The following is a 24,700-nucleotide window of genomic DNA, read 5'->3' on the forward strand; positions in this document are numbered from 1 at the left end:
TTGCAACTTATGTTGTTATAATTCTATCACCTCGGGCGACCTGTCAATGGCAGATCGAGGGTTAGAGCCGGCGGAAATGACTGCTGGCCCCGATCGCGCTTCGGGCGGTCCCGGCTGGCAAACGCTCGGCCGTCGCTCTGTGGAGATCAGTTTTCCGGCTTGATCATGCCGGTGCTGGTTGCGCGCACCCCGAGCGAGCGAATTGGCCAGGATTAGCGACTAGCTCCGGCAGGCCTTCTAGATTGTGGTCCGCTGCGCCGCCTCGTATCGCCCGACTCTCGACATGGAGGAGAGTGTTGATCGCGGCGCGTCACAGAAGCCAACGCGCTACGATGACGCGCCGAGCTCCGCGGCATTGTTGATCTCAATGTCCAAGACGTGCGCGAGGTTGCACCGCGGAACGATTTGCGACGCACCATTCAAAATGAGACTGCCCGTTAAGCCGAACATGGCTCCGAAGCATGCGCTGCATCCGAGTTCGGTTAGCTTCCATCCCAAGAACTGTTGGCCTTGCAAGAACGTCGCACCGCGCGGCGGAGGCGCGAGGATGCGGTGAAAAACAGCGACAAGAACACCCCAGGGAGGAAAGCAATGTTGAAAGGCAGTCTAGGACTGATCGCGTTGAGCAGCCTGTTGTTGTCGGGCACCGCCTTCGCGCAGGAGAAGATCAAGGTCGGCGTCACCGCGACGCTCGAAGGCACCTACACCGTGCTCGGCGAGGACGGCATTCGCGGCTTCCAGACCGCGCTCAATGTGCTCGGCAAGAAGGTCGGCGACAAGGAACTCGAATTCATCATCGCCTCGACCGACGCGACGCCCGACTCTGCTGTCCGCGCCGTGCGAAAACTGATCGAGCAGGACAAGGTGCAGATCCTGCTGTCGCCGCTATCAGGCGACGAGGGTATCGCGGTCAAGAATTTTGCAAAGACCCATCCCGAGCTGACCTTCATCAACGCGGCCTCCGGCGCCCAGGAAACGACCTATGTCGATCCGGCCCCGAACTTCTTCCGCTACAATATGGACGGCGCGCAGTGGCAGGTCGGCCTCGGCAAATACGCTTATGACGAGAAGAAGTATCGCAAGATCGCGACCGTCGGCGAGGACTATTCCTTCATCTACACCCAGGTGTTCGGCCTCGTGCTCGAATTCTGCGGCGCCGGCGGACAGGTCACCAACCGGCAATGGGTGCCGCTCGGCACCAAGGACTTTGCCTCGGTCATCGCAGCCTTGCCCGACGATGTCGACGCGATCTATCTCGGTCTTGGCGGCGCCGATGCCGTCAACTTCCTCAACCAGTATCAGCAGGCCGGCGGCAAGGCGCATCTGATGGGCGGATCGATCATGATCGATCAGACCATCCTGTCGTCCAAGGGCAATGCCAAGAACGCGCTGGTCGGCACGCTGGCCGCGAGCGGTCAGGCCGATACCTGGGAAGATCCGGGTTGGCAGAAGTTCGTGAAGGACTATCAGGACGCCTTCCCGCCGAACAAGCGCTTCCCGAGCCCGTCGTTGCTCGCCACCAACTATTACGGCTCGACCATGGCGTTGATCCTGGCACTGCGTCAGGTCAATGGCGACCTCAGCGACAACCAGTCCAAGTACAAGGCTGCGCTCGCGAAGATCGAGCTCGATGCGCCGAACGGCAAGATCAAGCTCGACGCCAACCGCCAGGCGATCGGCACCAACTTCGTCACTGAGGTCGTCGACGACGGCAAGGGCGCGCTGTTCTCGAAGGTCGTGAAGGTGATCCCGAACGTGAACCAGACGTTAGGCTATGATCCCGCGGTGTTCGCCAAGATCGGCCTGCCAAGCCGCACAGTACCGGAATGTAAGAAGTACTGACGTAGTCGCGTTCGCAAGCAACGACTGACGGGGAGAGATTTGCAAAGAGCGCGGCACGTGCGCCCTTGCATTCTCTCCCCGGTTGTTGAACCCTATCAAAAAACGACAAGAGCTTCTGGGAGAGAAGGCATGAGCCGGGCGCTCGCCGTCTTCCACGGCCGCTTTGGCCGGGCGACGGTCTATCAGTTGAATCGCCCTTTCAACATCCACGCACATCGCGAAGGTCATTTGATCTTCCATGTCGGGGGACGTTCCGCATGCATCGATGTCAACGATGGACGTTACGAACTCACCGAGGGGTCCGTCGTCGCGGTCAATCCATGGGAGCCGCATAATTTCCTGCCGTCCGACCTCGACGGCGGCGCCGTCTTCTTCGTGCTCTATGTCAATGCGGAATGGTTCGCGCCCGACGCGCCCGGCGCCAACCGCCTGCGCTTCGGCCGGACCCAGTTCACACGCTTCGCCGCGCTGGACAAGCAAATCAGGCACGCAGCCGCCCTCGTGTGCGGCGCACCCTCGCTCAATAGCCTCGATGGCGAGCTGAGACGGCTGATCGACGTGTGCTACGACGAAAGCTGGCAGCAGGCCGAGACCGCGCGCCATCCACGCGCGAACGGGTCCGTTACCGATTTTCGCGTGCGCAAGTGCATCAAGATGATGTCGGAGAGCCCCGGTGCCGAGATCGAGCTCGACACCATCGCGCGCGAATCCGGGTTGTCGCGACCACATTTCTACCGACTGTTCCGCACCCAGACCGGCGTCACGCCCCATCTCTATCTCAACACGCTGATGATGGAGCAGGCATTGGAAGCGCTGGTCGCCGGCGAAGCCCCGATTGCCGACATCGGCTTCGATCTCGGCTTCTCGTCGCAGAGCGGCTTCACCCGTTTCTTCGCCGCCAATGTCGGCATGGCGCCGACCGATTATCGCCGCGCGGCCAAGGTTTTGCGCGGCTGAGAGCGCGCGAAAAGATACTCACGATCAAACGCTTCCCTCGCAGCCCCATTAGGATGTGCGGAATGCGATCCCGATAGAGGATCGCAAGTCCGGGGAGGACGCACGTCCATGACGAGGTACGCAGCCTGCACAGGGCTGTCTGACCTGCATCCGAAGTGTGATGGCGACCGTCGCAAGCGGAGCGAGGTGACGCCATGACCCGCTTTGTCGAGCGTCATCCTGCCTGGGCGCTGATCGTCATCATCGCGGTCGCAGTGGCGCTGTGGCTGATCTTCGCGGTGTGGCCACCAGGACTGGAGGAGGCGATCGGTCGCAAGCGGGTGTTCCTCAACGCGCTCTTCAACGGCATCACGCTTGGCGGCCTCTATTTCCTCGTCGCCAGCGGCTTCACACTGATCTTCGGCCTGATGCGCAACGTCAACCTCGCGCACGGCTCGCTGTATTTGTTCGGCGGCTATGTCGGCTACGCCGTCAGCGCCTCGACCGGCTCCTGGATCCTTTCGTTTATCGTCGCCTTCATTCTGACGGCGCTGGTCGGCGTCCTGCTTCAGGTGCTCGTCTTTCGTCGCATGGAGGGCCAGGATCTGCGCCAGACCATGGTCACGATCGGACTCTCGATCGTGTTCGCCGATCTCATGCTGTGGGCCTGCGGCGGCGACTTCTACCAGATCCAGACCCCGAACTGGCTGATCGGCCCGATCGACCTGCCGCTCATCACCGCGGTGAAATCCTCGGGCGAACCGGTTTACTTGCGCTATCCGCTCGTGCGGCTCGTGATCTTCCTGGCCTCCGTGATCATCGGCATCGCGATGTGGCTCGCGCTCAACCGCACTCGGATCGGCATGATCATCCGTGCCGGCGTCGACGATCGCGACATGCTCGCTGCGACCGGCGTGCGTATCCAGATCGTCTTCGTGCTGGTCTTCGCGCTCGGTGCCGGCCTCGCCGGCATCGCAGGCGTCGTGGGTGGTACCTTCCAGTCGCTATCGCCGGGCGAGGACATCCGTTTCCTGCTCGCCTCCCTCGTCGTCGTGATCGTCGGCGGCATGGGCTCGATACCGGGTGCCGCTCTCGGCGCGCTGATCATCGGTCTCGCCGAACAGCTCGGCTCGGTCTACATCCCGACCTACGCCATCGTCGTGACCTTCCTGATCATGGTGCTGGTGCTGGCGCTTCGGCCGCAGGGCCTGCTGGCGAGGCGTTGACATGTCCGTCACCCACGATGCCCGCATCCAGGTTCACAAGCCCGCCACCACGGCACAGCGGCCGGCCTCGCGCGGCTGGCCCGACGTCAACAATCCCGCGGCCTGGATCGTGGCGGCCATCCTCCTGATCATGCCGCTGATCGCCAACGGCTTCTTCCTGATCGAGATATTTGCGACCACGCTGATCCTCGGCACCATCGCACTCAGCCTGATGTTCCTCGCCGGTTATGGCGGCATGGTCAGCCTGATGCAGCTCACCATCGCGGGCTTTGCCGCCTACATGGTCGCGGTGTTCGGCGTCAGCGGCAACGCCAATATCAGCCTGGGCTGGCCGTGGTGGTTGGCAGTGCCGATGGCGCTGACGCTCGCAACGATCTTCGGCACGCTCGGCGGCGCGCTCGCGGTGCGCACCGAGGGCATCTACACCATCATGATCACGCTCGCGATCGGCGCAGCCTTCTACTATTTCACCAACCAGAACTGGGCGATCTTCAACGGCCACACCGGCATCAACAATGTCTCGACGCCCCATTTCTGGGGCGTCGACTGGCGCTGGGATATTCCCTTCTACTATGTCGTGCTCGCGGTCGCCGCGCTCTGCTATTTCGCAGTGGACTACATCTCTCGGACTCCGTTCGGCCTGGCGCTCCAGGGCGTGCGCGACAATCCGCGCCGCATGGCCGCGCTCGGCTTCAACGTCAACGCGCACCGCGTCGCGGCCTACGCGGTGGCTTCGTTCATCGCCGGTCTCGCCGGCGTGCTCCAGGTCTGGAACTATCGCCAGATTTCGCCGGGCTCGGTCAGCGTCGGCGCGTGCATCGACGTTCTCATCATCGCCGTCGTCGGCGGCATTACCCGCCCGATCGGTCCCTATATCGGCGCGCTGGTCTTCGTTCTCCTGCGCACGTTTGCGCTCGACTTCCTGGTCAAGGTCGGGCTCGACGGCAACCGGTTCCGGCTGCTGATCGGCCTCGGCTTCCTCGCCATCGTATTCTGGTCGTCGGACGGCGTGATCGGCCTGTGGCAGCGCTGGCGCCAGGGCCGGCGTCCCCGGACGGATCGTCCGGGCGGAGGGCGCGGTCATGGATAGTGTCGCGCAGCGCCTTTCAGCCGTCGGTGCCGGCGCAGCGCTCGAGCTGCGCGGTGTGACGCGGCTGTTCGGCGCCCTGGCGGCGCTGACCGATGTCACCATCACTGTGCGCCCAGGCGAGCGGCGCGCGGTGCTTGGCTCCAACGGCGCCGGCAAAACCACACTGTTCAACTGCATCACCGGCGACTTCCCGCCGACATCGGGCACGATCCGCTTCTTCGGCGAGGACGTCACGCATTTCCCGCCTTATGAGCGCATCCGTCGTGGACTGCGGCGGACCTATCAGATCTCGGCGCTGTTCCCCGGCCTCACCGTGCAGGACAATGTCTACCTTGCCTGCCGCGGCGTCTCGCGCGGACGCTTCTCGTTCCTTCGTCCTGGCCAGAACGACGCACTGATGCACGCCGCCGACAGTCTGGTGCAGGCTGTGCATTTGAGCGCGGTGAAGGATCAACGCGTCGCCGAGCTCGCCCACGGCCAGCAGCGCCAGCTCGAGATCGCGCTGGCGCTCGCAGGCGCGCCTCGCTTTGTGCTGTTCGATGAGCCGGCCGCCGGCCTCTCGCCGACCGAGCGGGCCGAGCTGGTCGAGATCCTGACCTCGCTGCCGGCGCATATCGGTTACATCATCATCGAGCACGACATGGACGTAGCGCTGCGCGTCGTCGAAAGCGTCACGATGATGCACAACGGACGCATCTTCAAGGAGGGCCCGCCGGAGGAAATTCAATCCGACCCCGAGGTGCAGGAGCTTTATCTCGGAGGCGGCCATGAGTGAGACCCGCCGCTCCGCGCCCGCGCTCGAGGTCCGGGGCCTCGACGTCTATTACGGTCACTCGCACGCGCTGCAAGGCGTGGACCTCTCGCTCGACTCGGGCGTGTTCTCCGTCGTCGGCCGCAACGGCATGGGCAAGACCACGCTGTGCAAGGCGATCATGGGCCTGGTGCCGGTCAGCGGCGGCTCGATCCGCGTCCGCGGCGAGGACATCACGCGGCGGCCGCCCGCCCATATCGCGCGCCTCGGCGTCGGCTACGTCCCGCAGGGCCGCCGCCTCTGGCGCTCGCTCAGCGTCGACGAGCATCTTCGACTTGCGGGCGGGATGCGATCGGGCGCATGGACCGTCGAGCGCATCTACGACACCTTTCCGCGGCTCGCCGAACGCAAGGACCATGGCGGCGGCCAGCTCTCCGGCGGTGAACAGCAGATGCTCGCGATCTCACGCGCGCTCCTGACCAACCCGCAGCTCCTGATCATGGACGAGCCGACCGAGGGGCTTGCGCCCGTCATCGTCGCCCAGGTCGAGGAAATGCTGCTGCAGCTCGGCGACGACGGCGACATGGCCGTGCTCGTGATCGAGCAGAACATCGGCGTCGCCACCGCGATCTCGCGCAATGTCGCGATCATGGTCAACGGCCGCATCAACCGCATCATCGACTCGGCGCGGCTCGCCGCCGATCGCGAGCTACAGCAGCGCCTGCTTGGTGTCGGATTGCACGCGGGTCTCGAACCCGAGATCGATGCACCCGCGGTCGGAGGTAGGGCAAAACCGGCCGCGCAGCCGGCCCGGACCAGCGGCCCGATCCGCATCTACATCTCCAACCCGACGCCGCCGACACGCTGGTCGCAGCCGGTGCCGATCGGGCGTATCGAGGCAGCCGCGCGCACGCTTTCAACGCAGGTTGCCCGCCTCGACGAGACCGCCCGACGCAAGCGCGAGCCGGTGACGGGACAGACCTCCGGGCCGCCGGTGGTGTTGGTCGTCGGTACGCTCGACACCAAGGGAACGGAGCTGCGCTTCATTCGCGACATCATCACCGAAAGCGGCCTGCGGACGCGGCTGGTCGATGTCTCCACCAGCGGCAAGAACGCAACCTGCGATGTCTCCGCGCAGGAGATCGCACTGAACCACGGCCGCGCCGGCTCAGCTGTGTTCGGCCCAGATCGCGGTGCCGCAGTCAGTGCGATGGCGGATGCGTTCGTCAATTGGATCAAGCGCCAGGGCAATATCGCCGGCGTGATCTCGGCGGGCGGTTCAGGCGCGGCATCACTGGTCGCCCCCGGGATGCGCGCCCTCCCCGTTGGCCTGCCCAAGCTGATTATCTCCTCGGTCGCCTCTGGCGACGTCGCGCCCTATGTCGGCCCCGCCGACATCACCATGATGTACTCGGTCACCGACGTGCAAGGCCTCAACTCGATCTCACGCGTGGTGCTGTCGAACGGCGCCAACGCGATCGCCGGCATGGTCAAGGCAAATCTCGATCAGCGCGAGGCCAAAGATCGAGCTGCGGGCACCAGCCTGCCGTCGATCGGCATCACCATGTTCGGCGTCACCACGCCGGCGGTGCAAAAGATTGCAGCCGACCTTCGCGACGACTTCGAATGTCTCGTCTTCCACGCCACCGGCGTCGGCGGCCGCTCGATGGAAAAGCTGGTCGACTCCGGCCAGATCGCCGGCGTGATCGATCTCACCACCACCGAGATCTGCGACCTCCTGATGGGCGGGGTGTTTCCGGCGACGGAGGATCGCTTCGGCGCGATCATCCGCACCCGCCTGCCCTATATCGGCTCGGTCGGCGCGCTCGACATGGTCAATTTCGGCGCGCCCGACACCGTCCCCGAGCGCTATCGCGGCCGCAAATTTCACGTCCACAATCCCCAGGTGACATTGATGCGGACGACAGTGGAAGAGAATGAGCGCATGGGCCGCTGGATCGGCGAGCGGCTCAACCAGATGGACGGACCGGTGCGCTTCTTCCTGCCCGAAGGTGGCGTCTCCGCGCTCGATGCCCGCGGCCAGCCGTTCTGGGATGGCGAGGCCGATGCCGGCCTGTTCCGCACGCTTGAGCGCACGGTTCGACAAACCGCCAACCGCCAACTGATCCGCGTCAAGCAAAACATCAACGATCCCGAGTTTGCCTCGACCATCACAGCTGCGTTCCGAACGCTGTTCGGCCGCGCCGGGGCACGCCGGAGACTAGCGAGGTGACCGATGGCCCGGTTTGAACGCGCAGCACTCCTGAAGCGGTTTCGCGAGATGGCGAAGCGCGGCGAGCCCATCGTCGGCGGCGGTGCCGGCACCGGCCTGTCCGCCAAATGCGAGGAAGCCGGCGGCGTCGATCTGATCGTCATCTACAATTCGGGCCGCTACCGCATGGCCGGCCGCGGCTCGCTTGCCGGGCTGATGCCCTATGGCGACGCCAACGCCATCGTACTTGAGATGGCCGGCGAAGTGCTGCCCGTGGTCAGCAAGACGCCGGTGCTTGCCGGCGTCAACGGCACCGATCCGTTCCGCGACATGGATGTATTCCTCGACCAGATCAAGGCGCTCGGCTTCGCCGGCGTGCAGAACTTTCCGACTGTCGGCCTGATCGACGGCGTGTTCCGCGCCAATCTCGAAGAAACCGGCATGTCCTACGCGCTGGAGATCGATATGATCGCCAAGGCACGCGAGAAGGATCTGCTGACGACGCCTTACGTCTTCAGCGAGAAGGAAGCCGCCGCGATGGCGATCGCCGGCGCCGACATCATCGTCTGCCATCTCGGGCTCACGACCGGCGGCACGATCGGCGCGCAGACTGCACCAAAACTGAAGGACTGCCCGGCGCGCATCGACACCTGGGCATCCGCGGCGCTCAGCGTCAATCCGGACATCCTCGTGCTCGCCCATGGCGGCCCGATCGCGGATCCCGTGGATGCCGATTTCATCATGAAGAACACCCGCTACTGCCACGGCTTCTACGGCGCGTCCTCGATGGAGCGGCTGCCGGTGGAGCGGGCGTTGACGGAACAGGTTCGCAAATTCAAGGCGATCGGCGCGCGATAACGCCCGTCAGATTGAGGGAGGGAAACATGTCAGGGATCCTGGTCGGCGAGCTCATCCTCTGGCTGATCGTCGCAATCATCGTGATCGTGGTTGGCGTCTACATCGTCAACTGGCTCTATCACCGCTCCTCCAAGGAGGTGTCGTTCGTCAGGACCGGATTCCTCGGCGAACGCGTGGTGATCAATGGCGGCGCGTTCGTGCTGCCCTTTATCCACGCCTACACGCCGGTCAACATGAACGTGCTGCCGATGGGCATCGTGCGTTCGCGGCAAGACGCCGTGATCACCCGCGACCGCATGCGCGTCGACGTCGAGGCCGACTTCTACGTCCGTGTGCAGGCGACCCGAGAAGCCGTCTCGATCGCCGCTGCTACCCTCGGCCGCCGTACCATGGAGCCGGAGCAGCTGCACGCGCTGCTGGCCGGCAAGTTCATCTCGGCGATCCGCTCCGTGGCCTCCGAAATGACCATGGAAGAGATGCATGAGCGCCGCGGCGACTACGTCGCGCGCGTCAAGACCAATGCCGCCGAAGCCCTCGCCCAGAACGGACTCGAGCTGGAATCCGTCGCCATCACCGATCTCGACCAGACCGACCTCGAATTCTTCAACCCCTCGAACCGCTTCGACGCCGAAGGCTTGACGCGGCTGATGGAGGACATCGAAGCCCGGCGCAAGCTGCGCAACGACATCGAGCAGGACTCGATGATCAAGATCCGCACCCGCAATCTGGAGGCCGAGCGTCAAGCACTCGAAATCGAGCGCGAGAGCGAAACCGCACGACTGGAGCAGGAGCGCGACATCGAGATGCGCCGCGCACTCCAGCGCACAGAGGTGGCCCGCGAACGCGCCCTGCGCGAAACCGAGGCCGAACAGGCGCAGATCTCAGCGCGCGAAACCATCGAGCGCGCGCGGATCGCCAACGAGCAGGCGATTGCCGAGGCCCGCATCGCCTCCGAGCGCGAGACCCGTCAGAAGGAGATCGAGCGCACCCGCACCATCGAGGAAAAGGAGCTGCTGGCGCGCGAGGAGATCGAGAAGACCCGGATCGCCAACCAGCGCTCGATCGACACAACACGTATTGCGTCCGAACGGGAGGTGCGCCAACGTGAGATTGAGCGGATGCGCACCGTCGAGGAAGCCGAGATCGCGGCCCGCGAGGCGATCGAGAAGGCCCGGATCCAGCAGGACCGCGTCGTCACCGACGCCCGCATCGCCAACGAGGAGGAGACGCGGCGGCGCGAGATTGAGCGCACCCGCGCCGTCGACGAGGCCGAGATCGCTGCCCGCGAAGCCACCGAAAAGGCCCGTATCGCCCAAACGCTGATCGTCAATGTCGAGCGCATCTCCTCCGACGAGCGCACCCGTGCGCTGGAGATCCAGCAGGTCCGCACCATCCAGGAGGCCGAGATCGAGGCGCAGCGCGCCGTCGAGGCGGCCCGCATCGCCCGCGAGCGGACGCTCGCCGCCGAGCGCATTGCAGCGGAGCAGAACACGCGGCAGCTCGAAATCGAGCGCAACCAGACGCTGGAGGTCGCCGGCATCGCTGCGCGCGAGACCACCGAGGCCTCGCGCATCGCCCAGGAAGAGCGGGTGCGCTCGCTGGAGATCGCCCGCAACCGCGCCGTCGAGGAAGCCGACATCGCCTCCCGCGAAGCGATCGAGGCGGCCCGCATCGCCCAGGAGAAGACGGTCGCCGCCGAACGTATCCAGGCCGAGCGCGACACCCGCTCTCTCGAAATCGAGCGTACCGGCGTGTTGGAAGCCGCCGAGCTGAAACGTCGCGACGCCATCGAGCGCCAGCGTATCGTCGTCGATCTTGCCCTGGAAGCCGAACGGATCAACTCCTCCAAGAAGCGCGAGGTGCTCAATATCGAGCAGAAGAAGGCAATCGAGATCGCCGACGAAGACCGCGTCATTGCCCTCTCCGCAAAGAAATCCGAGCGGATCGCCGCCGACCGTCAGGTCCGGCAGGCCGAGATCGTCGCCCGCAAGGAGGTCGAGACCACCGACGTCTCGCGCGAGCAGGCGCTTGAAGCCGCTCGCCTCGAGCGCCGCCGTTCGATCGAGCAGCTTGAGGTCGCCCGCGTCCAGTCGCTGCAGGAGGCCGAGATCGCCTCCCGCGAGGAGGTCGAGCGCGCCCGGATTGCCTCAGACCGTGGCCTGGATGAGGCCCGCGTTGGCCGCGAGCGCGAGTTGCGCAAGCTTGAGGTCAATCGCGAGAAGGAGGTCGAGACCGTCCTAATGGAGAAGGCAATCGCCATCCATCAGAAGTCGCTGGAGGAGTCCGCCGCCAAGGCGATGGCGGAGGAAGCCCGGATGCGGGCTACCGAAGCGACCGAGCGCGTCATCACCGCCCGCGAAAGCGAGATTGCCAAGCGTCGCAAGACGGTCGAGGTACTGCTCGCCGAGAAGCAGGCCGAGGAGACCCGGATTGCCGCGGACGCAGAGCGTGTCCGTGCCACCGTCGAGGCCGAGGCACAGCGCATGCTCAACGAGGCCGAGAACGTGCTCACCGACCAGGCGCGCTACTCGCTGTTCCGCAGAAAACTGCTCGACCGTATCGAGGGCATCGTGCGCGAGAGCGTCAAGCCCATGGAGAAGATCGAGGGCATCCGTATCCTCCAGGTCGACGGCCTCAACGGCAATGGCGGCGGTGGCAATGGCGGCCGGAGCGCCACGGACGAGGTGATCGACTCGGCACTGCGCTACCGCGTGCAGGCGCCACTGATCGATTCCCTCCTGGCGGACATCGGCGTCGAGGGCGGCAGTCTCTCAAAAATGCCGGGCCTGATCCGCGAGGCCCGCGACATGCAGGGCATCAAGGAGTCCGCGCGCAAGGGGGGCGGTGGCGGCGACAAGCCGGCGGCGTCCCCGCCTGCAGCTGAGGGCGGCGAACCGCCGGCCGAGCGCGGTCCGCGGAAGAAGAGCTGAGGTCTGACCCATGCCCCGCGTCTACATCTCCACCGTCGTCAATGCGCGCAACGACCGCGTCTGGGCGCGTGTGCGCGACTTCAACGGCCTGCCGAACTGGCACCCCGCGATCGCCGAAAGCCGCATCGAGGGCGGCGAGCCCTCCGACAAGATCGGATGCGTGCGCGATTTTCGCCTGCGCAATGGCGACCGCATCCGCGAAAAACTGTTGGGACTCTCCGACTACGACATGTTCTGCACCTATTCGATCCTGGAATCTCCGATGGGCGTCGAGAACTACGTCGCAACGTTGCGGCTGACACCCGTCACCGACGGCGACCAGACTTTTATGGAATGGACCGCCGAGTTCGACTGCGCGCCGGAACGCGAGACCGAGCTCGTCGGCAACATCGGCGGCGGCGTGTTCCAGGGCGGTTTTGACGCGTTGAAGCGCGTGTTCGGAGGCTGAGAGACGTGCCGCATATCATCAAGAGCACGATTTTGGACGCTCCGACTGACGCCGCGTGGGCGATGCTGCGCGATTTCAATGGGCATGATCGCTGGCACCCGGCGGTCGCAACCTCCTCGATCGAGCGCGCGCATTCTTCGGACAAGATCGGCTGTATCAGGCGTTTCAAGCTGAAGGACGGCGCCGAGCTGCGCGAGCAATTGCTGGCGCTGTCGGACCTCGAACAAAGTTTCAGCTATTGCCTGCTCGATACCCCGGTCCCGATGTTCAACTATGTCGCCCATGTCCGCCTGCTGCCGGTCACCGATGGCGATCGCACCTTCTGGCACTGGGAGTCCCGCTTCACGACCAGGCTCGAAGACAGGGACCGCATCACCCACATGGTCGCGGAAGACATTTATCAGGCCGGGTTCGAAGCAATCCGCCGGCATCTCAAGGAGGCCGCCTAGATGGCCGTAACAGTGAGAACTTTTACCAGCGCCAGTGAGGCGGCCGGGGCGCTGTCCTCGGACCGCAGCGCGCGCTATCTCGGCGGCGGCACGCTGGTGATGCGGGCGCTGAACGAGGGCGATGTGTCGATCTCGACCGTGGTTCGCGCCCAGGATCAGGCGCTGACCCGGATCGATGCCTCCGGCCCGCGCGTCACGCTGGGCGCCGGCGTCACCTTCGCGCGCGTCCTCGCCGAGCGCGACCTTGCCTTCCTGCATGCCCCGGCACGCTCGATCGGCGGTCCCGCCGTGCGCAATATGGGGACTATCGGCGGCAATCTCTTTGCGCCAAACCCCTATGGCGATTTCACCGTCGCGTTGCTGGCACTCGATGCCACCGTCGCCGTCGCGGGTGGCTTCGGCTCGCGCGATATCCCGATCGAGGAGTTTTTGCAGGCGCGCGACCGGCAGGCCGGGACCCTGGTCTTGTCGGTCTCCTGCACCCGGCCGGCCAGCAATGAGGCGTTCCGCTATCGCAAGATTGCCCGCATCAAACCGAAGGGCGGCTCGGTCATCACACTGGCCGCGCATCTGCCGATCAGCGGCGGCCGGATTGCAGGCGCGCGGATCGCACTGGGCTCGATGGCGCCGACCCAGATTCGCGCCCGCGCCGCCGAGCGGGTACTCGAAGGACACGTGCTTGACGCTGCGACCATCGCGGCGGCCGCGTCAGCGGCCACTGAAGGAACATCGCCCTCCGACAATGCGCTCGGCAGCGCCTGGTATCGCCGCGAGATCGTCGGCGTCCATCTGCGCCGTCTGCTGTCCGGCCAGGAATAAACAGTCATGTCCAAAATCCCCCTGCAATTTCGTCACAATGGCCGCGACGTCGCGATCTTCGTCGATGGCGGCACTAACCTTCTGGTCGCGCTGCGCGAGCTGATCGGCGACATGACGCCGAAATTCGGCTGCGGCCAGGGCGGCTGCGGCACCTGCAGCGTGCTGATCGACGGTGAGCTTCACCTCTCCTGCCTGACGCTGGCGGAAACCGTGGCTGGCCGTTCGATCGAGACGCTCGACGGCATGAAGCAGGGTCCCAACCTGCATCCGCTGCAGCGCGCCTTTGCCGACCAGTTTGCCGCTCAGTGCGGCTATTGCACGCCGGGCATGTTGATGGCCGCAAAAGCCCTGCTCGACCGCAACCCGTCGCCGAGCCGCGACGAGGTCATCGAAGCCATCTCCGGCAACATCTGCCGCTGCACCGGCTACGAGCCGATCATCAATGCCATCCTCGCCGCCGCCGGCGGCCGGGTCAGCGCCTAAGGGAACGCGACCATGCTGGAACTGCGCAAGGACATCTTCGCCGACGAGCGCGACGATAATCTGAAGGAAATCGGCAAGGGCACCCAGCGCCAGGACATGCTCGGCCATGTCACGGGCACGTCGAGCTACTTCAACGATCACAAGCTGCAGGGCATGCTGCATCTGAAGGTCGTGCGTTCGACGCAGGCCCATGCACGGATTCGCCGCATCGACACCACCGAGGCTGAGCGCTCGGCCGGCGTACGCCGGATCATCCGCGGCGCCGACGTGCCGGTGAATCTCAACACGCTTCTGAGCCTGATCAATTTCGGCAAGGACGACGAGCCGTCGCTCGCGATCGACAAGGTCCGCTACAAGGGCGAGCCGATCGTCGCGATCGTTGCCGACAGCGAGCGCGAGGCCTTCGAGGCGGTCGCAAAGGTCAAGGTCGACTACGAACCGCTGGCGGCGGTGTTCGACGTCGAGGACGCGCTGAAGCCCGGCGCGCCCGTCGTCAACGAGACCTATCCAAAAAACACCTTCACCTATCATGAGACCTACGACCACCAGCGGCTGAGGTTCGGCGACGCCGACGCGGCGCTCGCGACCGCCGATCACGTGCTCGAACAGCGTTATCAGATGTCGCCGATCGAGCACGCTCCGACCGAGACCAACGGTGCGATCGCGGCGCCGGACACCAACGGCCGTTATGTGGTCTACACCTCGACCCAGGCGCTGTTCTTCTCGGTCGACACCTGCGCCAAGATTCTGGACGTGCCGTCCAACACCTTCCACTTCATCGGCGGCACAGTCGGCGGCGGCTTTGGCGGCAAAGTGGACACGCTGACCGAGCCGCTCGCCATCCTCGGCGCGATGCTGACCGGACGACCCGTGCGCTACGTGTTTGGGCGCGAGGAGGAGATGCAATACGGCCCGCCGCGCGGCGCCGAGCGCATCTACATCAAGGACGGCGTCATGCGCGACGGCCGCGTCGTCGCGCGCAAGATCCGATGCTATTTCGACAGCGGCGCCTATACGCGGCTGTCCAGCTACGCCGCCGTGAAGTGCGCCGCGCATTTGCCGGGCCCCTACACCATCCCGAACGTCTACGGCGACGTCTATTGCGTCTTCACCAATCGCACGCCTGCGACCGCCATGCGCGGTTTCGGCGTGACCGCGATGGACTTTGCGATCGAGTGTCAGATGGACAAGCTGGCGCACCTTGTGAACATGGACCCGATGGAATTCCGGATCCTGAACGCCTATCGCGACGGCGACATGAAGGCGCACCGGCGTGAGGCCAAGAATACCGCGCTGATCGAATGCGTGCAGGTCGCGGCCGAGAAGGCCAAGTGGCCGCTTCGTGAGGAGTTCAAGCGGGCGTCCTCGCGCAAGGACGGCGGCGGCAGCCGCGCCGTCATCCCGCCGACCCCGACGGATTCATCGCGCGCACGGCCTACCGCGCCGGTGCAACAGCGCACCAGCTACGACCGGCTGCCGCCCACCGTCACTCGCGAACCGCCGCGCGAGCCGCCACCGCCAACTCCTCCGCCGCCCTCGCCTCGACCGGCCGCGCCTTCGCATGGCGCGACCCGTTTCTCCTCTGTCTTTGGCACCAGGAGGCGCTAGATGACCCGGCATCGCGGACGCGGCATCGCGTCGATCAACTATCCTATCGGCATGAACCTCGGCGGCGACCCCAGCCAGGCGCTGGTGCATTCCAACCCGAGCGGCAAGTTCACCGTGGCGCTGTCGTCCATTGACCTCGGCCAGGGCATGAAGTCGGTGACGCGGCAGATCTGCGCGGAGACGTTGGGCGTGCCGGTCGAGGACGTCTATGTCGACACCGCGGATTCCGACACCGGCCCGCACTGCATGGGCTCGTTCGCTTCGCGCGGCACCCACCGCGTCGGCAATGCTGTGATGGCCGCGGCCCGCGAAGCGCGCGGCGTCATGATGGAGGCCGCCGCCGAGGAGCTGGAGGTCAACGCCGCCGATCTCGATACCGACGGGCGGGGCAACATCCACGTCAAGGGTGCGCCGCACCGTTCGATCTCGACCAAGGACGTCGCGATCGCCGCGCAGTTCAAGCAGGGCAAGACCATCTCCGGCCGCGGCATCTTTCTGGTGCCGCTCTCCGAAGTCAATCCGGAGACCGGCGAGATGTCGCCCGCGACTTGCTATGCCCATGCCTGCCTCGTCGCCGAAGTCGATGTCGACGATGAGACCGGCGAGGTCGCGATGGTGCGGATGGATTCGGCCTACGAGCTCGGCCGCGCGCTCAATCCGCGCCTGGTCGAGCAGCAGCTCGTCGGCGGCGCCTGGATGGGCGTCAGCCATGCGCTCTACGAAACGCCGGAGCCATATTATCCCGAGCCGGTGCACGGCCCGCGCGACTTCGTCGAATATCTGATGCCCGGCCCCGGCGACATCTGTCCCCACGATATCGCCGTGCTCGAGCGCCCTGCTCCCGACGGTCCGTTCGGAGCAAAGGGTCCCGGCGAGATGTGCGCGAACCCGGTGCTGCCCGCCGTGGCGAACGCCATCTTCAACGCGGTCGGCGTGCGCATCGATGATCTGCCGATTACGCCTGAAAAAGTGTTGCGCGCGATCAAGGCCCAGGGCGGCGCGCGGCCTCAGGCGCGGCGCTAGAGGTTTTTGGTTCATGGCGGTCCGCAGCAACATCGTCGGCATCGATAGCCCGGAGTCGCTGGAGAGAGCGCTGCGCGCGGCCTATTACCTCGCCGACGAGGGCCTTGCGACCGCCGCCTATCTCGGCCTCGCGCTCGGCAAGCCGCTGCTGCTGGAGGGCGCACCGGGTGTCGGCAAGACCGAAGCCGCCAAGGCGATCGCCGCCGTGCTCGGTCGTCGCCTGATCCGACTGCAATGCTATGAGGGCATTGACGCCTCCGCGGCACTCTACGAGTGGAACTACCCCCGCCAAATGCTCGCAATCCGCCAGGCCGGCGATGAGAGCATCGACATCTATGGCGAGACGTTTTTGATCGAGCGGCCAATGCTGGCGACCCTGCGTGCGCCGGACTCGACGGTGCTGCTGATCGACGAAATCGACCGCGCCGACCAGGAATTCGAGGCCTTCCTGCTCGAATTCCTGTCCGACTTCCAGATATCGATCCCCGAGCGCGGCACGGTGCGCGCCGCCGAGCGTCCCGTCGTCGTGCTGACGTCGAACCGGACGCGCGACCTGCACGAGGCCTTACGCCGCCGCTGCGTCTACCACTGGATCGACTATCCCACAGAAGAGCGTGAGGCGCGCATCGTCATGCTGCGCGCCTCCAGTGTCGCCGAAGCGACCGCGCGGGCCGTCGTCGCGGCCGTCGGGAAGCTCCGGCGCGAGCCGCTCAGCAAGGTGCCCGGCATTGCCGAGGCCGTCGACTGGGCCGAGGCCGCAACGCTCCTGCACAAGGGCGGCGCGCGCTGGCCCGACGCGTTCAAGCGCTCGATCGGCGTGGCGCTCAAGGATGAGGAGGATCTGCACTTCATCTCACCCCGGCTCGACGCCATGCTCGCGGAGGCCACCGCATGAGCACCGAGCCCCAATTGCCACAAGCGGCGCGCGTGTTCGTCTCCTTCGTCGGGCTACTGCGCGCGAACAGCTTTGCCATAGCCCCGGAACAGACCACCGCATTCCTCACAGCGATCGAGCTGCTCGGCCCGCACGACCTGGGGGACATCAGACAGGCCGCGCTGGCCACCCTCGCTCCGCCGCCGGAACGCCGCGCGACCTTCAACCGGCTATTCGATCTCCACTTCCGCGGCGGCGAAGCGCTGGAGCGCGACGATGACGGCGAGGACGACGAGACCGTCCGGCTTCAGGAAGAGGGCCGCGGCGACGAGGAGCCGCTGCTCTCCGACGAGGCCAACGACTCCGGCCTGACCGCGACCCGCACCGAGGCATTGGTCGAGCGCCGCTTCGCCCAGCTTTCCGCCACAGATGCACTCCGCCGCCTGGCGCGCGAGGCTCCCCAGCGCCTGCCGCGGCGGCGCGGCCACCGGCGCATGCGCGCCCGGCGTGGGCCGTTTGCCGATCTTCGCCGCACCTTGCGCGACAGCGTTCGCAGCGACGGCGAGATTATCCGCCTCGGCCACATGAAGCGACGCCAACGCCCACGAAAGTTCCTGCTGCTGATCGATGTCTCCGGCTCGATGAAGAGCCGCACCGAGGACAACATGAAGCTGGCGCACGCGCTGGTGCAGGCCGCGCCCAACGTCGAGGTCTTTACTTTCGGCACGCGGCTGACCCGCGTCACCCGTGCGCTGCGGCTGAAGCGCCGCGAGCAAGCCTTGAGCGCCGCTGCCCATCTCGTCAGCGATTGGGATGGCGGCACCCGCATTGGCGATGCGTTGCAGGCCTTCCTCGCGGTCCCCCGCTTCGGTGGCTACGCGCGTGGGGCTGCGGTCGTTGTCGTCTCGGACGGGCTGGAGCGTGGCGAGCCCGATGCGCTGCGCGACGCGGTGGCAAAACTGTCGCGGCGGGCCTGGCGCGTGAGCTGGCTGACGCCACTTGCGACGGACCCGAACTTCCGTCCGCAGACCGAAGCGCTCGTTGCCATCGAGCGTTTCGTCGACGATCTCGTCGACGGCGGGTCGAGCGCGTCGATCGTTTCACACGTATTGGCACTGGGACGAAGGAGAGTTGCGTGACCGAGATTGTCGACGGCCATCATCATATCTGGCGGCAGGCCGACCTGCCCTGGCTGGTCGGCCCGATGCAGCCCCGCATCTTCGGACCCTACGAGCCGATCCGCCGCGACTATCCGCTCACCGAATATCTCGACGACCTCAAGGGTACCAGCGTCACCCGCTCCGTCTATGTCCAAACCAATTGGGACAACGACCGTTTCGAGGACGAGGCCTCCTGGGTGCAGAAGACCGCCGACGAGCACGGCTGGCCGCACGCCATCGTCGCCTATGCCAATTTCGCGGTCGACGACGTACGTCCGCAGCTCGACCGCCTCAAGCGCTATCAGCTGGTGCGCGGCGTTCGTATGCAGTTGCACTGGCATGAGAATCCTCTTTATCGCTTCGCGGCAAAGCCTGATCTCTGCGTCGATCCCATTGTTCGACGCAACGTCGCGCACCTCGCCGACTACGACTGGAGCTTTGATCTGCAAGTGTTCACGCCGCAGATGCCGGATGCAGCGCAGCTCGCCGAGTCCTGTCCCAAAGTGACCTTCATCCTTCAGCATGCAGGCATGCTTGAAGATCTCTCGCCCGCGGGTCGCGCTGCTTGGCGCGCCGGCATGGCCCGGCTCGCGACCTGCCCGAACGTGGTCTCAAAGCTTTCAGGCCTCGGCACGTTCATCCATCGCAACGACCCCGCGCATATCGCTGCAGTGGTCGCCGACACCGTCGCGATCTTCGGCGCCGAGCGCTGCCTGTTCGGCTCCAATTTCCCGATCGAGAAATTATGGACCAGCTATCGCGATCTCGTCGACGCGTTTCGCGCCGCGGCCGAACCTCTAGGTGCCGAGCAGCGGGACGCGGTCTTCAGGGGAACCGCGACGCGCGTCTACAGGCTTTGATAGACAAGAAACAAGACAGGGAGGGAAACGAATGGCGCTGGAGATCAAGATCCTGGACTACGGCGATATCGAACTGGAATCGAGCTTCCTCGTGCTCGGGCACGATTGCGGCCGCACCCGCCGCGTCCTCACGCTCGGCTTTTTGATCCTCGGCGGCAAATATCCGGTCGTGGTCGACACCGGCTATCGCTCCAACCAGATCATGGAGACGCTGGGCATGCGCGGCTTGCAGTACCACGAGAACATGATCGAGAACCAGCTCGCGCGTCACGGCGTGCGCATGGGCGATGTCCGCTTCGTCTGCCATACCCATCTGCACATCGACCACGCCGGCAAGGACGATCTGTTCCCGATGAACACGACTGTCGTCCTCAACCGCAAGGAGCTGGAATATTCCGTCTCCGGCCTGATGCATCCACAATATCCGGCGCCTGACATCAAACATTTGATCGACAGGCTGCATACCAAGAGCGCGCTACGCTTCCTCGATCTCGAAATCACCGGCCCCGTCGAGCTGATGCCCGGCGTCTATTGCGACGCGGCCAACGCCCACACCGAGGGTTCGATGAACATCATCGTCGAGACTGCCGACGGCATCGCCACGATCTGTGGCGACGTGATCTACGACTTCAACGACCAGATTGTCACACCCTTCAACGAGATCCACGACGCGGAGCCGCGCACCACCGGCAATCACGGTACCAGCAAACGCGCCGAGAAAGCCTCGATCAAAAAGCTGCTCAGCAATTCCCGCTATCTGCTGCCGGTGCACGACCGCCCTGCCAAGATCGAAGGCGGCAATGTCGTGGGCCGGCTCCACGACCAGGTCCCAGGGCCGATCGTGCAGTCCCTGCCCGCTCGCAACTGGTTTCCGGCCTGAGATGATCTTGGGGAACGACCGATGACACACGTTACCTTGCGCTCCGAATTCGAAACCCTGATCGATCCTTACGCACCCGTTGCACAGGTCGGAACAGGCTTTGACTTCACCGAAGGGCCGATCTGGCATCCGGTCGATCATTATCTGCTGTTCTCGGACATGCCGGGCGACGTGCGCCGGCGCTGGGATGCGCGGCGCGGCCTCGCCGAGGTCAAGCGTCCCTCGAACAAATGCAACGGCATGACCTACGACGCCGAGCTCAACCTGATTGTCTGCGAGCACGCGACCTCGTCGCTGATCCGTGAACGACCGGACGGGCGGCGCGAGGTGCTGGCCTCGCACTTTGGCGGACAGGAGCTCAACAGCCCGAACGACGTCTGCGTGCACTCCTCCGGCGCGATCTATTTTTCGGATCCCTGGTATGGCCGCATGCCGGTCTATGGCGTCGAACGACCGCGCCAGCTCGGCTTCCAGGGCGTCTATCGCGTCGTGCCCGGCAGCGAGCCGAAGCTCGTGGTCGAGCGCAATCTGTTCGACCAGCCGAACGGGCTGTGCTTCTCGCCCGACGAAAAGCTGCTCTATGTCAACGACACCGTGCAAGCGCTGATCCGCGTGTTCGACGTCAACGCCGACGGCACGCTGTCGAACGCGCGTGTGTTCGCGAACGGCATTCGGTCCGAGCTGGAGCCCGGCCTGCCAGACGGCATGAAGTGCGACCAGCACGGCAATGTCTGGGTCACCGCGCCCGGCGGCGTCTGGGTCTATTCGCCGCACGGCGATCTGCTCGGAAAAGTTCACGTGCCCGAACTCGTCGCCAACCTCGCCTGGGGCGGCCCGGACTTCCGCACGCTGTACCTGACCTCGACGCATTCGGTCTACGCCATTCCGACCAAGGCCGGGCCGCGCCATGAGCCCTATATGAGTGGCAGGCGCAGCAGCGGCGGCGCCACGAGCGCAGGCCCCGCGGCCGCGGCGCCGATCCTGGCCGATGGCGAGCTGAAGCTTGATCCCAACCGCTGCGCCATGATCATCCAGGATCTCCAGAACGACGTCATCATGGATGGCGGCGCGTTTGCTGACTCCGGCGCGCCCGGTCACGCGAGGCAGCAGCATGTCGTCGAGAATGTTCGGCGCTTGGCGGAGACAGCGCGGGCCCGCGGCGTCACCATCATCCATGTCTGGTTCGTGGTCGAGCCCGGCGCGCCCGGCGTGACGCTGAACGCGCCGCTGTTCGAGGGCCTCGTCGACAGCAAGGCGATGGTGCGCGGCAGTTGGGGCGCAGCGCCCGTCTCCGGCCTCGAGCCGCGGCCCGGCGATTTCGTGGTCGAGAAGATGCGGATGAGCGCCTGGGAAGGCACGCGGCTCGAGACGATCCTCAAAGCCACCGGACGCGACATGATCATCAACACCGGCGCATGGACCAACATGTCGGTCGAGCACACCGCGCGCACCGGCGCCGACAAGGGCTATTTCATGATCGTGCCGGAGGATTGCTGCTCGACCATGAATGCCGACTGGCACTCTGCCTCGATCAATTTTGCGATGCAGAACGTGGCCGTGGTCACCCGCGCGGATGCTGTCATCAAAGCGCTGGGATGAGCGGTGGCAAAGCTTTTGCACCTCTCCTGCTCGCCGCGCCCCGATTCCGAGTCGAGCGCCGGTGCGCACGTCCTCCTCGACGGCTTTCGTCAGGCGCGGCCGGACTGGGACATCGACGTCGTCGATCTCTGGCGCGAGCGGATGCCGGAATTTGCCGCCTCCATCGTTGAGGCCAAATATGCGCGGATGAAGGCGCAGGCCTTCAACGACGCGCAGCGCGACAGTTTTGCCGAGGCCGAGCGGATGGCGCTGCGCTTCTCGCTGGCCGATCGTGTTCTGATCTCGACGCCGATGTGGAATTTCGGCATCCCCTACAAGCTGAAGCAGTGGTTCGACATCATCATCCAGCCCGGGCTCACCTTCCGCTTCGACCCGGCGCGGGGTTATCTTCCGCTGTTGAAGGACCGCCCGACCATCGTGATCCTGGCCTCCGGCAGCGACTTTGCCACCGGCATGAACCGCGGCCGCATCGACATGGCGACACCCTATTTGCGCGAGGCGCTTCGCTTCATCGGTATCAGCGACGTGCGCTTCGTGCCGATCGGCCCGACGACAGGCCCGGCCGAACCGATTCGCGACGCCCGCGACACCGCCCACCGCCGCCTTGCCGAGATGGCGAAGCGGTTCTGAGCTGCGCGCGGGGAACGAAGATATAAGTGCACAGCAATGACGACGCCGATAGTTCCGTCATCCTGAGGTGCGAGCCATGGGACGCAACGCGGCCCATGGAGAGCCTCGAAGGATGGACGGCCGAGCTACAGCCGGGCCGTCCATCCTTCGAGGCCTCCGCTTCGCTCCGGCACCTCAGGATGACGGTCAGACACGCCTTCGCGTCCTCGCGGCGTAATTCGCCCGAGCTTTGCTTGGTCACTCCGCCCTCTTATCCAAGAGGGCGCAGGGAAGGCCGGGTGCTGACCTCGCACCCGCGGTCCGCTGCGCGAAAGGTAGCGCAGGAAAACCGCACAGCAGCATACAGGTGATGCCAATCACTCGGCCTTCCCTGCGCAGTGGTTTGACGGCTTATGCCGTGCTCTCCCGGGAGCCGAGTTCCTTCTGGCCTCCCTCGCCTCACGAATTGACGATGTGGTTGATCCGGTTGGACGCTCCACACCTCCGCGAAAGCTTGACCGTAGCAACGACGGCCTGGACCACACGGTTTTGCCGTACGCACGGCCCGCTTGTTCGCCGCATTATCTCCAGGCGTTGTCGACATTGCCTAGAGAATGCTGGCGAGGCGAAGCCTAGCAGCGCCGCTCATCGACACGCGGTTTCGGGCTCACAGGGACTACCCGCCCTGCCCGCACCTCTCGCGCCCAACGCTGCCGCGTCCACCGCATCCCCGGCTCGCGAACAAGACGACTCGAGATCGCCCCTCAAGGATGAGCCGGGATGGGCAACACATACGCTATTTCCGAATTTCGGTAAAGTGAAATATTTTTGCGAGCGCCGATTGACACCCTTCGCAGGTGTTTTGCCCGACGGCACCGCATCGCACTTACAGCGACTTAAGCCCGATCGACTTGATGACTGGAGCAAGACTTGCCGTCGTGGCGTCGACGGTTCGCTGGAATTTGTCCGGGCTCGAGTCGCTGTCGGGCTCCATGCCCTGTGCGCGATAGTTCGCCTGGAGTGCAGGATCGGCCATTGCCAAACGGGTTGCCTGCGCGATGCGGTCGATGATCGCATCATCCGTCCGTCTCGGTGCGAACAGTCCGAACCATCCCTCATAGCTGAGATCCGGCATGCCCGATTCAATGGCGGTCGGAATGTCCGGTGCGCCGCTCAAGCGCGCGTCGGTCGTGACCGCGAGCAGCCTTATCTTGCCGGCCCGGCTCAGTTGCTGCAAATGAACTGACATGACCGCAACGATGAGAGAAATCTGGCCGCTGACGAGGTCGTTGGTGGCTTGCGCGATCCCCCGATAGGGAACGTGGACGATATCCAACGCGCCGGCCTGCTGCTTGAATTGTTCACCAACCAAGTGATTTCCAGTACCGATGCCCGGTGTCCCATAGGACAATTTGCCGGGATTGGCTCTGGCGTACGCAATCAGGCCTTGCATATCCGTGGCAGGCAGTGACGGATGGATAGCGAAAACCAGGGCACTGCTGATCAGACGATAGATCGCCCGGAAGTCACCAATCGCATAAGCGGGATTTGGCGTCGTCAGCGGAATGATCACCTGCGTGCTGCCGTTTCCCAACAGCAGCGAATAGCCATCGGGCTTCTCGCGCGCAACCGCGGTCGTCCCGATTGCTCCGCCAGCACCGCCGATGTTGTCGACAAACGTCGGACCGAGCTGCGATGACATCTTCTCGCCCCAGGGACGCCCGATTTGATCGCCTGAGCCGCCGGCAGAGTAGGGAATCACGAGCCGAATGGGACGCGATGGATAATCGGCAGCGCTTCCGCTGCGTGACGTTCCGGCGAGCGCAGCTGCAAACGTGGCCGCATTGACGAATTCTCGCCGCGAGAGGGAAGGCATGTCCTATTCCGAACGTTGTGAGCTTTGATCAGAAGGCGGGACCGGCTCCCAAAGCTCCATTCGCAGCACGATGCCGCCATCGTCAATGCCAGCACGACTGGCACAATGACCAGCCGCTGACGAGCAAGACAGCGATTTCCACCACGTTTTCCCGCATGGCCGCTCCG

The 24,700-nt window shown here is 64.9% G+C and carries 21 protein-coding genes; 20 read left to right on the forward strand and 1 reads right to left on the reverse strand.

The window, feature by feature from the left end; genetic code table 11:
- The first annotated feature begins 591 nt into the window (after nucleotides 1–591).
- From ABIA96_RS27985 to ABIA96_RS28080, 20 genes are all read left to right on the forward strand, one after another.
- Entirely contained in the window at nucleotides 592–1,842 is a 1,251-nt protein-coding gene (locus ABIA96_RS27985; RefSeq protein ID WP_354140266.1) for an ABC transporter substrate-binding protein, read from the forward strand.
- 129 nt (nucleotides 1,843–1,971) lie between these two features.
- A complete protein-coding gene (locus ABIA96_RS27990) occupies nucleotides 1,972–2,799 on the forward strand; it encodes an AraC family transcriptional regulator (protein WP_354140267.1) in 828 nt (275 codons plus the stop codon).
- A gap of 194 nt (nucleotides 2,800–2,993) precedes the next feature.
- A complete protein-coding gene (locus ABIA96_RS27995) occupies nucleotides 2,994–4,004 on the forward strand; it encodes a branched-chain amino acid ABC transporter permease (RefSeq protein ID WP_354140268.1) in 1,011 nt (336 codons plus the stop codon).
- Between the two features lies 1 nt (nucleotide 4,005).
- The gene (locus ABIA96_RS28000; RefSeq protein ID WP_354140269.1) at nucleotides 4,006–5,094 is read left to right on the forward strand and encodes a branched-chain amino acid ABC transporter permease; all 1,089 of its coding nucleotides are present in this window, start codon (nucleotides 4,006–4,008) and stop codon (nucleotides 5,092–5,094) included.
- Nucleotides 5,087–5,869 (forward strand): ABC transporter ATP-binding protein, encoded by a 783-nt coding sequence (locus ABIA96_RS28005; protein ID WP_354140270.1) that lies wholly within the window; start codon nucleotides 5,087–5,089, stop codon nucleotides 5,867–5,869. The genes ABIA96_RS28000 and ABIA96_RS28005 overlap by 8 nt, the downstream gene beginning before the upstream one ends.
- Nucleotides 5,862–8,078 (forward strand): ABC transporter permease, encoded by a 2,217-nt coding sequence (locus ABIA96_RS28010; protein WP_354140271.1) that lies wholly within the window; start codon nucleotides 5,862–5,864, stop codon nucleotides 8,076–8,078. The genes ABIA96_RS28005 and ABIA96_RS28010 overlap by 8 nt, the downstream gene beginning before the upstream one ends.
- A gap of 3 nt (nucleotides 8,079–8,081) precedes the next feature.
- Entirely contained in the window at nucleotides 8,082–8,915 is an 834-nt protein-coding gene (locus ABIA96_RS28015; protein ID WP_354140272.1) for a phosphoenolpyruvate hydrolase family protein, read from the forward strand.
- 26 nt (nucleotides 8,916–8,941) lie between these two features.
- The gene (locus ABIA96_RS28020; RefSeq protein ID WP_354140273.1) at nucleotides 8,942–11,845 is read left to right on the forward strand and encodes a flotillin family protein; all 2,904 of its coding nucleotides are present in this window, start codon (nucleotides 8,942–8,944) and stop codon (nucleotides 11,843–11,845) included.
- A gap of 10 nt (nucleotides 11,846–11,855) precedes the next feature.
- Entirely contained in the window at nucleotides 11,856–12,293 is a 438-nt protein-coding gene (locus ABIA96_RS28025) for an SRPBCC family protein (protein ID WP_354140274.1), read from the forward strand.
- A gap of 5 nt (nucleotides 12,294–12,298) precedes the next feature.
- Nucleotides 12,299–12,742, forward strand: a complete 444-nt coding sequence (locus ABIA96_RS28030) for an SRPBCC family protein (RefSeq protein WP_354140275.1) — start codon at nucleotides 12,299–12,301, stop codon at nucleotides 12,740–12,742.
- The gene (locus tag ABIA96_RS28035; protein WP_354140276.1) at nucleotides 12,743–13,561 is read left to right on the forward strand and encodes an FAD binding domain-containing protein; all 819 of its coding nucleotides are present in this window, start codon (nucleotides 12,743–12,745) and stop codon (nucleotides 13,559–13,561) included.
- Nucleotides 13,562–13,567: 6 nt separating this feature from the next.
- On the forward strand, nucleotides 13,568–14,044 hold the full coding sequence (locus tag ABIA96_RS28040; RefSeq protein WP_234681052.1) for a (2Fe-2S)-binding protein: 477 nt from the start codon (nucleotides 13,568–13,570) through the stop codon (nucleotides 14,042–14,044).
- A 12-nt stretch (nucleotides 14,045–14,056) separates the two neighbouring features.
- Nucleotides 14,057–15,652, forward strand: a complete 1,596-nt coding sequence (locus ABIA96_RS28045; protein ID WP_354140277.1) for a xanthine dehydrogenase family protein molybdopterin-binding subunit — start codon at nucleotides 14,057–14,059, stop codon at nucleotides 15,650–15,652.
- Nucleotides 15,653–16,675 (forward strand): xanthine dehydrogenase family protein molybdopterin-binding subunit, encoded by a 1,023-nt coding sequence (locus ABIA96_RS28050; protein WP_148773314.1) that lies wholly within the window; start codon nucleotides 15,653–15,655, stop codon nucleotides 16,673–16,675.
- Nucleotides 16,676–16,688: 13 nt separating this feature from the next.
- Nucleotides 16,689–17,570: an AAA family ATPase gene (locus ABIA96_RS28055; protein WP_354140278.1), complete on the forward strand. Its 882-nt coding sequence runs from the start codon at nucleotides 16,689–16,691 to the stop codon at nucleotides 17,568–17,570.
- On the forward strand, nucleotides 17,567–18,688 hold the full coding sequence (locus ABIA96_RS28060) for a vWA domain-containing protein (RefSeq protein WP_354140279.1): 1,122 nt from the start codon (nucleotides 17,567–17,569) through the stop codon (nucleotides 18,686–18,688). The genes ABIA96_RS28055 and ABIA96_RS28060 overlap by 4 nt, the downstream gene beginning before the upstream one ends.
- A complete protein-coding gene (locus ABIA96_RS28065; protein WP_354140280.1) occupies nucleotides 18,685–19,569 on the forward strand; it encodes an amidohydrolase family protein in 885 nt (294 codons plus the stop codon). The genes ABIA96_RS28060 and ABIA96_RS28065 overlap by 4 nt, the downstream gene beginning before the upstream one ends.
- Nucleotides 19,570–19,600: 31 nt before the next feature.
- Nucleotides 19,601–20,449, forward strand: a complete 849-nt coding sequence (locus ABIA96_RS28070) for an MBL fold metallo-hydrolase (protein WP_354140281.1) — start codon at nucleotides 19,601–19,603, stop codon at nucleotides 20,447–20,449.
- Between the two features lie 21 nt (nucleotides 20,450–20,470).
- Complete coding sequence (locus ABIA96_RS28075; protein ID WP_354140282.1) at nucleotides 20,471–22,048, forward strand: isochorismatase family protein; 1,578 nt, start codon at nucleotides 20,471–20,473, stop codon at nucleotides 22,046–22,048.
- Between the two features lie 3 nt (nucleotides 22,049–22,051).
- Complete coding sequence (locus ABIA96_RS28080) at nucleotides 22,052–22,678, forward strand: FMN-dependent NADH-azoreductase (protein ID WP_354140283.1); 627 nt, start codon at nucleotides 22,052–22,054, stop codon at nucleotides 22,676–22,678.
- An 865-nt stretch (nucleotides 22,679–23,543) separates the two neighbouring features.
- Here ABIA96_RS28080 and ABIA96_RS28085 read toward each other — a convergent pair.
- Complete coding sequence (locus tag ABIA96_RS28085; RefSeq protein ID WP_354140284.1) at nucleotides 23,544–24,533, reverse strand: Bug family tripartite tricarboxylate transporter substrate binding protein; 990 nt, start codon at nucleotides 24,531–24,533, stop codon at nucleotides 23,544–23,546.
- Nucleotides 24,534–24,700 lie beyond the last annotated feature (167 nt).

It is taken from the genome of Bradyrhizobium sp. LB11.1, assembly GCF_040549385.1.
Classification (GTDB): Bacteria; Pseudomonadota; Alphaproteobacteria; order Rhizobiales; family Xanthobacteraceae; genus Bradyrhizobium.

Excerpts from the sequence above, each read along its gene's own strand:
- ABIA96_RS27985 (WP_354140266.1), top strand. The coding sequence starts at position 592 with ATGTTGAAAGGCAGTCTAGGACTGATCGCGTTGAGCAGCCTGTTGTTG.
- ABIA96_RS27990 (WP_354140267.1), top strand. The coding sequence starts at position 1,972 with ATGAGCCGGGCGCTCGCCGTCTTCCACGGCCGCTTTGGCCGGGCGACG.
- ABIA96_RS27995 (WP_354140268.1), top strand. The coding sequence starts at position 2,994 with ATGACCCGCTTTGTCGAGCGTCATCCTGCCTGGGCGCTGATCGTCATC.
- ABIA96_RS28000 (WP_354140269.1), top strand. The coding sequence starts at position 4,006 with ATGTCCGTCACCCACGATGCCCGCATCCAGGTTCACAAGCCCGCCACC.
- ABIA96_RS28005 (WP_354140270.1), top strand. The coding sequence starts at position 5,087 with ATGGATAGTGTCGCGCAGCGCCTTTCAGCCGTCGGTGCCGGCGCAGCG.
- ABIA96_RS28010 (WP_354140271.1), top strand. The coding sequence starts at position 5,862 with ATGAGTGAGACCCGCCGCTCCGCGCCCGCGCTCGAGGTCCGGGGCCTC.
- ABIA96_RS28015 (WP_354140272.1), top strand. The coding sequence starts at position 8,082 with ATGGCCCGGTTTGAACGCGCAGCACTCCTGAAGCGGTTTCGCGAGATG.
- ABIA96_RS28020 (WP_354140273.1), top strand. The coding sequence starts at position 8,942 with ATGTCAGGGATCCTGGTCGGCGAGCTCATCCTCTGGCTGATCGTCGCA.
- ABIA96_RS28025 (WP_354140274.1), top strand. The coding sequence starts at position 11,856 with ATGCCCCGCGTCTACATCTCCACCGTCGTCAATGCGCGCAACGACCGC.
- ABIA96_RS28035 (WP_354140276.1), top strand. The coding sequence starts at position 12,743 with ATGGCCGTAACAGTGAGAACTTTTACCAGCGCCAGTGAGGCGGCCGGG.
- ABIA96_RS28040 (WP_234681052.1), top strand. The coding sequence starts at position 13,568 with ATGTCCAAAATCCCCCTGCAATTTCGTCACAATGGCCGCGACGTCGCG.
- ABIA96_RS28045 (WP_354140277.1), top strand. The coding sequence starts at position 14,057 with ATGCTGGAACTGCGCAAGGACATCTTCGCCGACGAGCGCGACGATAAT.
- ABIA96_RS28050 (WP_148773314.1), top strand. The coding sequence starts at position 15,653 with ATGACCCGGCATCGCGGACGCGGCATCGCGTCGATCAACTATCCTATC.
- ABIA96_RS28055 (WP_354140278.1), top strand. The coding sequence starts at position 16,689 with ATGGCGGTCCGCAGCAACATCGTCGGCATCGATAGCCCGGAGTCGCTG.
- ABIA96_RS28060 (WP_354140279.1), top strand. The coding sequence starts at position 17,567 with ATGAGCACCGAGCCCCAATTGCCACAAGCGGCGCGCGTGTTCGTCTCC.
- ABIA96_RS28070 (WP_354140281.1), top strand. The coding sequence starts at position 19,601 with ATGGCGCTGGAGATCAAGATCCTGGACTACGGCGATATCGAACTGGAA.
- ABIA96_RS28075 (WP_354140282.1), top strand. The coding sequence starts at position 20,471 with ATGACACACGTTACCTTGCGCTCCGAATTCGAAACCCTGATCGATCCT.
- ABIA96_RS28085 (WP_354140284.1), bottom strand. The coding sequence starts at position 24,533 with ATGCCTTCCCTCTCGCGGCGAGAATTCGTCAATGCGGCCACGTTTGCA.